This is a genomic window from Streptomyces sp. NPDC005962 (assembly GCF_040629205.1).
Classification (GTDB): domain Bacteria; phylum Actinomycetota; class Actinomycetes; order Streptomycetales; family Streptomycetaceae; genus Streptomyces.
In genome coordinates, this window is record NZ_JBEXVE010000025.1 from 58380 (window position 1) to 71417 (window position 13038).

A 13038-nucleotide genomic window follows, 5' to 3' on the forward strand; every position below is an offset into this window, starting at 1 on the left:
TCGGGAACGGCTAGCGCACGAATACGCCCGCTTGGCCTGCCAGGTCCAGGAAGTACTGGGGCGCCACGCCCAGGACGACCGTGACCGCGACGCCGATCGCGATCGCCGACGACGTCAGAGGGCTGGGGACGGCCACCGACGGGCCGTCCGTGCGGGGTTCGCTGAAGAACATCAGCACGATGACCCGGATGTAGAAGAAGGCCGCGATCGCCGACGAGATCACACCGACCACGACCAGCGCCCCCGCGCCCCCGTCCGCCGCCGCCTTGAACACGGCGAACTTCCCCGCGAAACCACTGGTCAGCGGGATACCGGCGAAGGCCAGCAGGAAGACCGCGAAGACGGCGGCCACCAGCGGGGAGCGGCGGCCGAGCCCGGCCCACTTGGACAGGTGCGTGGCCTCGCCGCCCGCGTCGCGCACCAGGGTGACCACCGCGAAGGCGCCGAGGGTCACGAAGGAGTACGCGGCGAGGTAGAAGAGGACGGAGGAGATGCCCTCGGGGGTCGTGGCGATGACACCGGCGAGGATGAACCCGGCGTGCGCGATGGAGGAGTAGGCCAGCAGCCGCTTCACATCGGTCTGGGTGACGGCGACGATCGCACCGCCCAGCATGGTGACGATGGCGACGCCCCACATGACCGGCCGCCAGTCCCAGCGCAGCCCCGGCAGGACGACGTACAGCAGCCGCAGCAGCGCGCCGAAGGCCGCCACCTTGGTGGCCGCGGCCATGAAGCCGGTGACCGGAGTGGGGGCGCCCTGGTAGACGTCCGGGGTCCACATGTGGAACGGCACGGCGCCGATCTTGAACAGCAGCCCCATCAGCACCATCGCCCCGCCGATGAGCAGCAGCGCGTCGTTGCCCATGGTCCCGGCGAGCGCCGGGGTGACGTTGCGGACCTGGCCGTCGACGACGTCGGCGATACCGGCGTACCCCACGGTGCCCGCGTAGCCGTACAGCAGGGCGATGCCGAAGAGCAGGAACGCGGAGGAGAAGGCGCCGAGCAGGAAGTACTTGACGGCGGACTCCTGCGACAGCATCCGGTGGCGCCGGGCGAGCGCGCACAGGACGTACAGCGGGAGGGAGAAGACCTCCAGCGCCACGAACAGGGTCAGCAGATCGTTCGCGGCGGGGAAGACGAGCATGCCGCCCACCGCGAAGAGGACCAGCGGAAAGACCTCGGTGGTGGTGAACCCGGCCTTGACGGCGGCCTTTTCGGCGTCGCCGCCGGGGATCGCGGCGGCCTGGGCCGCGAAGGAGTCGACGCGGTTGCCATGGACGACCGGGTCGAGCCGCCGCTCGGCGAAGGTGAACACCGAGACCAGCGCGACCAGGAGAATGGTGCCCTGGAGGAAGAGCGCGGGGCCGTCGATGGCGACGGCGCCCATGGCCGCGACATGGGCCTTTCCGGTGCCGTAGTCGCTCGCGGCGAGCCCGACGACGGCGGCGAAGGCCGCGGCGAGGGAGACGACGGAGACGAACAGCTGCGCGGCGTAACGCTGGGCGCGCGGCAGGAACGCCTCGACCAGTACACCGACGATCGCGGCGCCGAGCACGATGAGGGTGGGCGCCAGCTGCCCGTACTCGATGTGCGGCGCGGGGATCTTGTCGGGCGCCGCCGCCGCTGTTGTCCACAGGCTGTGGACAGTGGCCGCGTGGGTCACTTGGCACCTCCGGAAGCACCGTCGTGGGAAGCACCCTCGGGCTTGGGGCTGTAGTGGAACCAGCCCGCGTCAGTGACGGGGTGATCGGGCTTGGGATCTTTCTCGTCCACCACGGACAGCGTGTGGTCGACGGCCGGGTTGACGATCGCGGTCAGCGGCTTCGGGTAGACGCCGAGGAAGAGCAGCAGCGCGATCAGCGGCGCGACGACGAGCAGCTCGCGCGGCCGCAGATCGGGCATGGTGCGCACCTCCTCCTTCACCGGGCCGGTCATGGTCCGCTGGTAGAGGATGAGGACGTACAGCGCGGCGAGCACGATGCCGAGGGTGGCGATCACTCCGGCCGCCGGATAGCGGCTGAACGCGCCGACCAGCACCAGGAATTCGCTGATGAAGGGCGCGAGCCCGGGCAGCGAGAGGGTGGCCAGACCGCCGATCAGGAAGGTCCCGGCGAGCACCGGGGCGACCTTCTGCACGCCTCCGTAGTCGGCGATGAGCCGGGAGCCGCGCCGGGTGATGAGGAACCCGGCCACCAGCATCAGCGCGGCGGTCGAGATGCCGTGGTTGACCATGTAGAGGGTGGCGCCGCTCTGGCCCTGGGTGGTCAAGGCGAAGATGCCGAGGACGATGAAGCCGAAGTGGGAGATCGAGGCGTAGGCGATCAGCCGCTTGATGTCCCGCTGGCCGATGGCCAGCAGCGCGCCGTAGATGATGCTGATGAGCGCCAGGACGACGATCACCGGGGTGGCCCACTTGCTGGCCTCGGGGAAGAGCTGGAGGCAGAAGCGGAGCATCGCGAAGGTGCCGACCTTGTCGACGACCGCGGTGATCAGCACGGCGACGGGGGAGGTGGCCTCGCCCATCGCGTTGGGCAGCCAGGTGTGCAGCGGCCACAGCGGGGCCTTCACCGCGAAGGCGAAGAAGAAGCCGAGGAACAGCAGCCGTTCGGTGCTGGTCGCCATGTCGAGCTGTCCGCTCGACCGGGCCTGAACGATCTGCTGGAGCGAGAAGGTGCCGGTGCCCAGGTCGTCGGCGGTGACCGCGTAGAGACCGACCACCGCGGCCAGCATGATCAGCCCGCCCGCCAGGTTGTACAGCAGGAACTTCACGGCGGCGTACGAGCGCTGGGTGGCCGTCTCCTCCTCGGACCGCTCCCCGGCCCGGTCCCCGAAGCCGCCGATGAGGAAGTACATCGGGATGAGCATGGCTTCGAAGAAGATGTAGAAGAGGAAGACGTCGGTGGCCTCGAAGGAGATCACCACCATCGCCTCGACCAGCAGGATCAGCGCGAAGAAGCCCTGAGTGGGCCGCCAGCGGCGGTTGGGCCGGGCGCCTTCCAGCGGGTCGGCGTCATGCCAGCCCGCCAGGATGATGAAAGGGATGAGCACGGCGGTGAGCGCGATCAGGGCGACCGCGATGCCGTCCACGCCCAGTTCGTAGCGGACCCCGAAGTCCTTGATCCAGGCATGGGATTCGGTGAGCTGGAAGCGGCCGCCGTCCGGGTCGAAGCGGACCAGGACGACCGCCGCGAGGGCGAGGGTGACCAGGGAGAAGGCCAGCGCCACCCACTTGGCGGCGGCGCGCTGGGCGGCGGGCACCGCGGCGGTGGCGACCGCGCCGAGCGCGGGCACCGCGGCCGTGGCCGTCAGCAGGGGAAAGGACATGACTCAGACCGCCCTCATCAGCAGGGTCGCGGCGATGAGGACCGCCGTACCGCCGAACATCGAGACCGCGTACGTACGGGCGTAGCCGTTCTGGAGCTTGCGCAATCGGCCGGACAGTCCGCCGACCCCGGCCGCGGTGCCGTTGACGACCCCGTCGACCAGCGTGTGGTCGACGTAGACCAGACCGCGGGTGAGGTAGCGGCCGGGCTGGACGAGCGCGACATGGTTGAAGTCGTCCTGGAGCAGATCGCGGCGGGCGGCCCGGGTGAGCAGGGAGCCGCGCGGCGCGGTGCGCGGCACGGGCTTGCGTCCGTACTGCGCCCAGGCGAGCGCGACGCCGATCACGAGGACGACCATCGTCCCGGCGGTGACCGTCGCGGCGCTGAGCGGGGAGTGGCCGTGGCTGTGGCCGGTGACCGGCTCCAGCCACTTCAGGAACGCGTCGTTCAGGCTGAACAGCCCGCCCGCGAAGACCGATCCGAAGGCCAGGACGATCATGGGGATGGTCATGGACTTCGGCGACTCGTGCGGATGCGGTTCGTTGCCCTGCGCGTCGCGCTCCCAGCGCTTCTCGCCGAAGAAGGTCATCAGCATCACGCGCGTCATGTAGTACGCGGTGATGGCCGCGCCCAGCAGGGCCGCGCCGCCGAGAATCCAGCCCTCGGTGCCGCCCTTGGCGAAGGCCGCTTCGATGATCTTGTCCTTGGACCAGAAGCCGGAGAGCCCCGGGAAGCCGATGATGGCGAGGTAGCCGAGCCCGAAGGTGACGAAGGTGACCGGCATGTACTTTCGCAGGCCGCCGTATTTGCGCATGTCGACCTCGTCGTTCATGCCGTGCATGACCGACCCGGCGCCGAGGAACAGGCCCGCCTTGAAGAAGCCGTGGGTGACCAGGTGCATGATCGCGAAGACATAGCCGATCGGGCCGAGCCCGGCGGCCAGGATCATGTAGCCGATCTGCGACATGGTCGACCCGGCCAGCGCCTTCTTGATGTCGTCCTTGGCGCAACCGACGATCGCACCGAAGAGCAGCGTGACCGCGCCGACCGTGACCACCGCGGCCTGGGCGTCGGGCGCGGCGTTGAAGATCGCGCCGGAGCGGGTGATCAGGTAGACGCCCGCGGTCACCATCGTCGCCGCGTGGATCAGGGCCGAGACCGGGGTCGGGCCCTCCATCGCGTCGCCGAGCCAGGACTGCAGCGGCACCTGGGCCGACTTGCCGCACGCGGCGAGCAGCAGCATCAGCCCGATGGCGGTGAGCTTGCCCTCGCTCACGTCGTTCGCGTTGGCCAGCACGGGGGCGAAGGCGAAGGAGCCGAACGTCGTGAACATCAGCATGATCGCGATGGACAGGCCCATGTCGCCGACGCGGTTGACGATGAACGCCTTCTTCGCCGCCGTCGCCGCGCTCGGCTTGTGCTGCCAGAAGCCGATGAGCAGGTACGAGGCGAGACCGACGCCCTCCCAGCCGACGTACAGCAGCAGGTAGTTGTCGGCGAGGACGAGCAGCAGCATGGCCGCGAGGAAGAGATTGAGATAGCCGAAGAAGCGGCGGCGCCGCTCGTCGTGCGCCATGTAGCCGATCGAGTAGATGTGGATCAGCGTGCCCACACCCGAGATCAGCAGGACGAAGGTCATCGACAGCTGGTCGAGCTGGAAGGCGACGTCCGCGCGGAAGCCGCCCACCGGAATCCAGCTGAAGACCTGGCTGTGCAGAGCGCGGTCGTGCGCGCCCCGTCCGAGCATGTCGGCGAAGAGCACGGCGCCGATCACGAAGGAGGCGCCCGCGAGCGCCGTGCCGAGGTAGTGGCCCGTGCGGTCCAGCCGCCGCCCCCCGCACAGCAGCAGCGCCGCGCCGAGCAGCGGGGCCGCGACGAGCAATCCGATGAGGTTCTCCACTTGAACGCGACCCCTTCTAGAGCTTCATCAGGCTGGCGTCGTCGACCGAGGCCGAATGGCGGGAGCGGAAGACGGTCACGATGATCGCGAGGCCGACCACGACCTCCGCCGCCGCGACGACCATCGTGAAGAACGCGATGATCTGGCCGTCGAGGTTGCCGTGCAGCCGGGAGAAGGTGACGAACGCGAGGTTGCACGCGTTCAGCATCAGCTCGACGCACATGAAGAGGACGATCGCGTTCCGCCGGATCACGACCCCGGCCGCACCGATGGTGAACAACAGGGCGGCCAGGTAGAGGTAGTTGACCGGATTCACTTGGCGACTCCCTTGTGGTGCTCGGGGTCCTCGGACGCGCTGTCGCCGCTCCCCGGCTTCCGGCCCAGCCAGCGCTCCGAGCGCTGCTCCAGCGCCGCCAGCTCCGCCAGCGCCTCACCGGAGACGTCCCGGACCTGGCCGCGGGCGCGCAGCGTCGCGCTGACGCTCAGGTCGGAGGTCGTGCCGTCGGGCAGCAGACCGGGGATGTCCACCGCGTTGTGCCGGGCGTAGACACCCGGGGCGGGCAGCGGCGGGACGTGCTTGCCGGTGCGCACCCGCGCCTCGGACTGCTCGCGCTGGCTGAGCGCGCGCTCGGTGCGCTCGCGGTGGGTCAGCACCATCGCGCCGACCGCCGCGGTGATCAGCAGAGCGCCGGTGATCTCGAAGGCGAAGACGTACTTGGTGAAGACCAGAGCCGCCAGACCCTCCACATTGCCGCCGGAGTTGGCCTGCCCGAGCCCGGCGAACGTCGTCAGCGAGGCGTTTCCGATTCCGGCGCACAGCAGGATGCCGAAGCCGAGCCCGCACAGGGCGGCGAGCCAGCGCTGCCCCTTCAGCGTCTCCTTCAGCGAATCGGCGGCGGTGACGCCGACCAGCATCACGACGAAGAGGAACAGCATCATGATCGCGCCGGTGTAGACGACGATCTGGACGACGCCCAGGAAGTACGCCCCGTTGGCGAGGTAGAAGACCGCCAGGACGATCATGGTGCCGGCCAGGCTCAGGGCGCTGTGCACGGCCTTGCGCATCAGGATCGTGCCCAGCGCGCCGACCACGGCGACCGTGCCGAGCACCCAGAACTGGACGGCCTCACCGGTGGAGGTGGTGGAGGCCGCCGCGGCCAGTGCGCCGCTCATGCCTGCACCTCCTCTTCGGCCTGCTCACCGTCGACCTCGGGGGGCTTGGGCGTCTCGCCCTTGCTGACCGCGGTCTGACGGGTGGTCCCCGGCGCGGCCTCGGTCACCAGCCCCCGGTAGTAGTCCTGCTCGTCCATCCCGGGGTAGATGGCGTGCGGGCTGTCGACCATGTCCTCCGTAAGGCCCGCGAGCAGCTCCTCCTTGGTGTAGATGAGCGATTCGCGGGTGCGGTCGGCCAGTTCGTAGTCATTGGTCATGGTCAGCGCCCGGGTGGGGCACGCCTCGACGCACAGGCCGCACAGGATGCAGCGCAGATAGTTGATCTGGTAGACGCGGCCGTAGCGCTCGCCCGGGGAGTAGCGCTCCTCCTCGGTGTTGTCCGCGCCCTCCACGTAGATCGCGTCCGCCGGGCAGGCCCAGGCGCACAGCTCGCATCCGATGCACTTCTCCAGCCCGTCCGGATGCCGGTTGAGCTGGTGACGTCCGTGGAAGCGGGGCGCGGTGGGCTTCTTCTCCTCGGGGTACTGCTCGGTCAGCCGCTTCTTGAACATGGCCTTGAAGGTCACGCCGAAACCGGCCACCGGGTTCTGGAAGTCAGACACCATCGGCCTCCTTTCCGTCACTCACAGTGTCGGGGCCACCACTGACAATCAGCTCCCGCTCCTGCCGGGAGCGCCGTCGCGGTACGGGCGGCAGGGACTGGCCGGGCAGCGGCGGCACCGGGAATCCGCCCGCCATCGGGTCGAAGGCGGGCTCGGGGCCCTCCTCCACGGCCGCTCCGGCCTCGCCCTTCGCGGTCTCCCCGCGGTCGCGGAAGATGTCGACGACGAAGGACAGCAGCAGCAGTGCGATCACCGCACCGCCGACATACAGCACGATCGACTGGTTGTCGTAGTTCTCATTGCGCAGCGCCCGCACGGTGGCGACCAGCATCAGCCAGACCATCGAGATCGGGATGAGGACCTTCCAGCCCAGCTTCATGAACTGGTCGTAGCGCACCCGGGGCAGCGAGGCGCGAATCCAGATGAAGACGAACAGCGACGAGACGACCTTGCCGAGGAACCACAGCATCGGCCACCAGCCGTGGTTGGCGCCCTCCCAGAAGGTGCTGATCGGCCAGGGCGCCCGCCAGCCGCCGAGGAAGAGCGTCACGGCGACCATCGAGACGGTGACCATGTTGACGTACTCGGCGAGCATGAACAGCGCGAACTTGATCGACGAGTACTCGGTGTTGAAGCCGCCCACCAGGTCGCCCTCGGACTCCGGCATGTCGAACGGCGCCCGGTTGGTCTCCCCGACCATCGCCACGATGTAGATGAGGAACGAGACCGGGAGCAGCACCACGTACCAGCGGTCCTGCTGGGACGCGACGATCTGCGAGGTCGACATCGACCCGGAGTAGAGGAACACCGCCGCGAACGACAGGCCCATCGCGATCTCGTAGCTGATCATCTGGGCGCAGGAGCGCAGGCCGCCGAGGAGCGGGTACGTCGACCCGGACGACCAGCCCGCCAGCACGATGCCGTAGATGCCGACCGAGGCGGTGGCGAGGATATAGAGGACGGCGATCGGCAGATCGGTCAGCTGCATCGCGGTGCGGTGCCCGAAGACCGACACCTCGCCGCCGGACGGGCCGAACGGGATCACCGCGACCGCCATGAAGGCCGGGATGGCCGCGACGATCGGCGCCAGGACGTAGACCACCTTGTCGGCGCCCTTGACGACCACGTCCTCCTTGAGCATCAGCTTCACGCCGTCCGCGAGGGACTGCAGCATGCCCCAGGGCCCGTGCCGGTTGGGCCCGATGCGCAGCTGCATCCAGCCCATCACCTTGCGCTCCATCACGATGGAGATCAGCACCGTCAGCATCAGGAACGCGAAGCAGAAGACGGCCTTGATCAGGATCAGCCACCACGGGTCGTGGCCGAACATCGACAGGTCCTCTGCCGCCAGATACTTCATGAGGACACCTCCGGCTCGGTCGCGGGAGCGGCGATCGTGACGACGTCACCGGGACCGGCGCCCAGATCGCGCGGCACACCGCCGCCCGTGGAGGCCAGCGGCAGCCAGACGACCCGGTCGGGCATCGGCGTCACACACAGGGGCAGCTGGACGGAACCGGCCGGGCCGGTGACGCGCAGCGGCTGTCCGTCGGCCACTCCCGCCTCCTCGGCGGTCGCCGCCGAGAGCCGGGCCACCGCGGCGTGCCGGGTCGCCGCCAGCGCCGGATCGCCCTCCTGCAGCCGCCCCAGATCGAGCAGCAGCCGGTGGCCGGCGAGCACCGCCTCGCCCTCGGCGGGCCGGGGCAGCGGGCCCCCGGTCTCCAGCGGGGCGGTGGCGCGCAGCCCCTGCCAGGTGCCGAGCCGGGTCAGCTCGGTACGGGCGGCCGCCACATCCGGCAGGCCCAGGTCCGTATCGAGGGCGTCGGCCAGCATGTGCAGCACCCGGGCGTCCGGGAGGGTGTGACGGCGGGTCATCTGGTCCGGTTTGAGCGCGGCCTCGAACAGCCGGGCCCGGCCCTCCCAGTTGAGGAACGTGCCGGACTTCTCGGCGGCGGCCGCGACCGGAAGCACCACGTCCGCCCGTTCGGTGACCTCCGAGGGCCGCTGCTCCAGGCTGACCACGAACTCCGCCGTGTCCAGGGCCGCCACGGCCCGCGCCGGATCGGGCAGATCCGCCACCCCGACCCCGCCGACCAGCAGCGCGCCGAGCCCGCCGGTCGCCGCGGCCTCCACGATCTGGCCGGTGTCGCGGCCCACCTGGTGCGGCAGATCGGTGATCCCCCACACCGCGGCGGTCTCCTCGCGGGCCCGCGGATCGTGCGCCGGACGGCCGCCGGGCAGCAGCCCGGGCAGCGCGCCTGCCTCGATCGCGCCCCGCTCGCCCGCCCGGCGCGGAATCCACGCGAGCGTGGCCCCGGTGGCGGCCGCGGCCCGTACGGCGGCGGTCAGTCCGCCCGCCACCGACGCCAGCCGCTCGCCGACGAGGATGACCGCGCCGTCCTGGCGCAGCGCCTCGGCGGCCCGCTCACCGTCCTCGTCCAGACCCGTGCGTCCCGCGATCGCGTCCAGCCACTCGGTCTCGGTGCCGGGCGCGGCGGGCAGCAGGGTGCCGCCCGCCTTCGTCAGACCCCGGGTGGCGTGGGTGGCGAGCGAGAAGGTGCGCTGACCGTGCTTGCGGTGGGCCTTGCGCAGCCGCAGGAAGACCCCGGGCGCCTCCTCCTCGGCCTCGAACCCGGCCAGCAGCACCGCCGGAGCCTTCTCCAGCGCCGCGTACGTCAGTCCGCCGCCGTCCAGGTCACGGCCGCGGCCCGCGATGTGGGCGGCCAGGAAGTCGGCCTCCTCGTCGCTGTGCGCGCGGGCCCGGAAGTCGATGTCGTTGGTCTCCAGGACGGTCCGCGCGAACTTGGCGTACGCGTACGCGTCCTCCACCGTCAGCCGGCCGCCGGTCAGCACCCCGGTGCGGCCGCGCGCCGCGGCCAGACCCTCGGCCGCCGCCGCCAGGGCCTCGGGCCAGCCCGCGGGCTCCAGCTTCCCCGACTCGCGGCTGCGCACCAGCGGGGTGGAGAGCCGGTCGGGGAGCTGCGCGTAGCGGAAGCCGAAGCGGCCCTTGTCGCAGATCCACTCCTCGTTGACCTCCGGGTCGTCCGCCGCGAGCCGCCGCATGACCTTGCCGCGCCGGTGGTCGGTGCGGGTCGCGCAGCCGCCCGCGCAGTGCTCGCACACGCTCGGCGAGGAGACCAGGTCGAAGGGGCGGGAGCGGAAGCGGTACGCGGCCGAGGTGAGCGCGCCGACCGGGCAGATCTGGATGGTGTTGCCGGAGAAGTACGACTCGAACGGGTCGCCCTCCCCCGTGCCGACCTGCTGCAGCGCGCCCCGCTCCAGCAGCTCGATCATCGGGTCGCCCGCGATCTGGTTGGAGAAGCGGGTGCAGCGCGCGCACAGCACACAGCGCTCGCGGTCCAGCAGCACCTGGGCGGAGACCGGGACGGGCTTGGTGAACGTCCGCTTCTGGCCCTCGAAGCGGCTGTCGGCCTGTCCGGCGCTCATCGCCTGGTTCTGCAGCGGGCATTCACCGCCCTTGTCGCAGACCGGGCAGTCCAGCGGGTGGTTGATCAGCAGCAGCTCCATCACCCCGCGCTGCGCCTTCTCGGCGACCGGCGAGGTGAGCTGCGTCTTCACGACCATGCCGTCGGTGCAGGTGATGGTGCAGGAGGCCATCGGCTTGCGCTGGCCCTCCACCTCGACGATGCACTGGCGGCAGGCGCCCGCGGGGTCGAGCAGCGGGTGGTCGCAGAAGCGCGGGATCTCGATGCCGAGGAGTTCGGCGGCGCGGATGACCAGGGTCCCCTTCGGGACGGAGATCTCGATCCCGTCGATGGTGACGGAGACCAGGTCCTCTCGCGGCACCGCCGCCTCCCCGCCTCCCGAGGGTGCGTTGGTGGTCACGGTCATGCGGTCACCCCCAGATGAGTGGAGCGCGGCTCGTCGGCCCAGACGGTGGACTTGGCCGGGTCGAAGGGACAGCCTCCGCCGGTGATGTGCTGCTCGTACTCCGCCCGGAAGTACTGGAGCGAGGAGAAGATGGGGCTGGCCGCGCCGTCGCCCAGCGCGCAGAACGACTTGCCGTTGATGTTGTCGGCGATGTCGGCCAGCTTGTCGAGGTCGGCCATCCGCCCCTTGCCCGCCTCCACGTCGCGCAACAGCTGCACCAGCCAGTACGTGCCCTCACGGCAGGGTGTGCACTTGCCGCAGGATTCATGCGCGTAGAACTCGGTCCAGCGGGTCACCGCCCGCACCACGCAGGTCGTTTCGTCGAAGCACTGGAGCGCCTTGGTGCCCAGCATCGACCCGGCCGCGCCCACGCCCTCGTAGTCCAGCGGGACGTCGAGGTGTTCCTCGGTGAGCAGCGGGGTGGACGAGCCGCCCGGCGTCCAGAACTTCAGCCGGTGGCCGGGGCGCATGCCGCCGCTCATGTCGAGCAGCTGGCGCAGGGTGATGCCGAGCGGGCCCTCGAACTGGCCGGGGTTGGCCACATGCCCGGACAGCGAGTAGAGCGTGAAGCCCGGGGACTTCTCGCTGCCCATCGAACGGAACCATTCCTTGCCCTTGTTCAGGATCGAGGGAACCGAGGCGATGGATTCGACGTTGTTCACCACAGTGGGGCACGCGTACAGACCGGCGACCGCGGGGAAGGGGGGCCGCAGCCGGGGCTGGCCGCGGCGGCCCTCCAGCGAGTCCAGCAGTGCGGTCTCCTCACCGCAGATGTACGCACCCGCGCCCGCGTGCACCGTGATGTCGAGGCCGGGAAGCCCGTCCACCCCGAGCTTCTCCCTGCGCCGCTCGGCCGTGCCCAGGTAGCCCGCCTCGTATGCCTCGCGTACGGCCTCGTGCAGCCTGCGCAGCACCGGCACGGTCTCACCGCGCAGGTAGATGAAGGCGTGGTCGGAGCGGATGGCGTGGCAGGCGATGACCATGCCCTCGATGAGGGCGTGCGGATTGGCGTAGAGAAGGGGGATGTCCTTGCAGGTGCCGGGTTCCGACTCGTCGGCGTTGACGACGAGATAGTGCGGCTTGCCGTCGCCCTGCGGGATGAACTGCCACTTCATTCCGGTGGGGAAGCCCGCGCCGCCGCGGCCGCGCAGTCCCGCGTCCTTCACCAGCGCGATGACGGCATCGGGGTCCATGGCGAGGGCCTTGGCGCTGCCCTGGTAGCCCTCGTGCCGCAGATAGGCGCGCAGCGTCCAGGAGTTCGCCTCGTCCCAGTGTGCGGAGAGCACGGGTGCCAGCAGCTTCTCGGGGCTGTGCCCGGATCGCTCGGTCGTCACGGTCATCACTCCCCCTCCTCGGCGGCCGGACCTGCCGGGTGGTGCGGATCGGAAGCCGAGGTCCGCTGCGGTGCGTCATGCGAACTGGGGTGCGTCGGCGGCGCCTCGTCCTGCGGGGCGCCCCCGTACCTCGGCGAGACGACCCGGCCGGGCGCCTCCTCCCCCTTGGCCAGCCGCAGCCCGGTGAGCGAGGCGGGTCCGGCGGAGCCACCGGCCTCGACGGCGCCCGGGCGCGGGTCGGGGAAACCGGCGAGGATGCGCGCGGTCTCCTTGAACGTGCACAGCGGCGCGCCGCGGGTCGGGGTGACCGTGCGGCCCGCCCGGAGGTCGTCGACCAGCTGCTTGGCGGAGCCCACCGTCTGGTTGTCGAAGAACTCCCAGTTGACCATCACCACGGGTGCGAAGTCGCAGGCCGCGTTGCACTCGATGTGCTCCAGGGTGACCTTGCCGTCCTCGGTGGTCTCCCCGTTGCCCAGCTCCAGATGGCTCTGCAGCTCCTCGAAGATCGCGTCTCCGCCCAGCACCGCGCACAGGGTGTTGGTGCACACCCCGACCTGGTAGTCGCCCGAGGCCTTGCGCCGGTACATGGTGTAGAAGGTGGCGACCGCGGTGACCTCGGCGGTGGTCAGGTCCAGCACCTCGGCGCAGAACCGGATGCCGGTGCGGGTGACATGGCCCTCCTCGGACTGCACCAGGTGCAGCAGCGGCAGCAGGGCGCTGCGGCTGTCCGGGTAGCGGGCGATCACCTCCGCGGCGTCCGCCTCCAGCCGGGACCGCACCTCGGCCGGGTAGTCGGGGGCGGGCAGCTGCGGCAT

10 protein-coding genes are annotated in these 13038 nt (G+C 70.4%); all 10 read right to left on the reverse strand.

All coding sequences use genetic code 11. The annotated features are described in order from the left end of the window. Window positions 1-10 precede the first annotated feature (10 nt). From nuoN to nuoE, 10 genes are read right to left on the reverse strand one after another with little or no spacing between them, the layout of a single operon-like run. Complete coding sequence (gene nuoN, locus ABZ370_RS32200) at window positions 11-1663, reverse strand: NADH-quinone oxidoreductase subunit NuoN (RefSeq protein WP_358627885.1); 1653 nt, start codon at window positions 1661-1663, stop codon at window positions 11-13. Beyond that, a complete protein-coding gene (locus ABZ370_RS32205) occupies window positions 1660-3324 on the reverse strand; it encodes an NADH-quinone oxidoreductase subunit M (RefSeq protein WP_358627888.1) in 1665 nt (554 codons plus the stop codon). Before ABZ370_RS32205 ends, nuoN begins: the two co-directional genes overlap by 4 nt. 3 nt (window positions 3325-3327) lie before the next feature. Continuing rightward, complete coding sequence (gene nuoL, locus ABZ370_RS32210; RefSeq protein ID WP_358627891.1) at window positions 3328-5223, reverse strand: NADH-quinone oxidoreductase subunit L; 1896 nt, start codon at window positions 5221-5223, stop codon at window positions 3328-3330. A 16-nt stretch (window positions 5224-5239) separates the two neighbouring features. Continuing rightward, on the reverse strand, window positions 5240-5539 hold the full coding sequence (gene nuoK, locus ABZ370_RS32215; protein WP_009715954.1) for an NADH-quinone oxidoreductase subunit NuoK: 300 nt from the start codon (window positions 5537-5539) through the stop codon (window positions 5240-5242). Next, window positions 5536-6396 carry an NADH-quinone oxidoreductase subunit J gene (locus ABZ370_RS32220; RefSeq protein ID WP_358627895.1) on the reverse strand — a complete coding sequence of 287 codons (861 nt, stop codon included), beginning with the start codon at window positions 6394-6396 and terminating at the stop codon, window positions 5536-5538. The genes nuoK and ABZ370_RS32220 overlap by 4 nt, the downstream gene beginning before the upstream one ends. Further along, a complete protein-coding gene (gene nuoI, locus ABZ370_RS32225) occupies window positions 6393-7001 on the reverse strand; it encodes an NADH-quinone oxidoreductase subunit NuoI (protein ID WP_358627898.1) in 609 nt (202 codons plus the stop codon). The genes ABZ370_RS32220 and nuoI overlap by 4 nt, the downstream gene beginning before the upstream one ends. Further along, a complete protein-coding gene (gene nuoH, locus ABZ370_RS32230; protein WP_358627901.1) occupies window positions 6991-8358 on the reverse strand; it encodes an NADH-quinone oxidoreductase subunit NuoH in 1368 nt (455 codons plus the stop codon). The genes nuoI and nuoH overlap by 11 nt, the downstream gene beginning before the upstream one ends. Then, on the reverse strand, window positions 8355-10850 hold the full coding sequence (locus ABZ370_RS32235; RefSeq protein ID WP_358627904.1) for an NADH-quinone oxidoreductase subunit G: 2496 nt from the start codon (window positions 10848-10850) through the stop codon (window positions 8355-8357). Before ABZ370_RS32235 ends, nuoH begins: the two co-directional genes overlap by 4 nt. Next, a complete protein-coding gene (gene nuoF / locus ABZ370_RS32240) occupies window positions 10847-12229 on the reverse strand; it encodes an NADH-quinone oxidoreductase subunit NuoF (protein ID WP_358627906.1) in 1383 nt (460 codons plus the stop codon). The genes ABZ370_RS32235 and nuoF overlap by 4 nt, the downstream gene beginning before the upstream one ends. Continuing rightward, complete coding sequence (gene nuoE, locus ABZ370_RS32245; protein WP_358628129.1) at window positions 12229-13038, reverse strand: NADH-quinone oxidoreductase subunit NuoE; 810 nt, start codon at window positions 13036-13038, stop codon at window positions 12229-12231. The genes nuoF and nuoE overlap by 1 nt, the downstream gene beginning before the upstream one ends.

Excerpts from the sequence above, each read along its gene's own strand:
- ABZ370_RS32205 (WP_358627888.1), bottom strand. The coding sequence starts at position 3,324 with ATGTCCTTTCCCCTGCTGACGGCCACGGCCGCGGTGCCCGCGCTCGGC.
- ABZ370_RS32220 (WP_358627895.1), bottom strand. The coding sequence starts at position 6,396 with ATGAGCGGCGCACTGGCCGCGGCGGCCTCCACCACCTCCACCGGTGAG.
- nuoI (WP_358627898.1), bottom strand. The coding sequence starts at position 7,001 with ATGGTGTCTGACTTCCAGAACCCGGTGGCCGGTTTCGGCGTGACCTTC.
- nuoH (WP_358627901.1), bottom strand. The coding sequence starts at position 8,358 with ATGAAGTATCTGGCGGCAGAGGACCTGTCGATGTTCGGCCACGACCCG.
- ABZ370_RS32235 (WP_358627904.1), bottom strand. The coding sequence starts at position 10,850 with ATGACCGTGACCACCAACGCACCCTCGGGAGGCGGGGAGGCGGCGGTG.
- nuoF (WP_358627906.1), bottom strand. The coding sequence starts at position 12,229 with ATGACCGTGACGACCGAGCGATCCGGGCACAGCCCCGAGAAGCTGCTG.
- nuoE (WP_358628129.1), bottom strand. The coding sequence starts at position 13,038 with ATGCCGCAGCTGCCCGCCCCCGACTACCCGGCCGAGGTGCGGTCCCGG.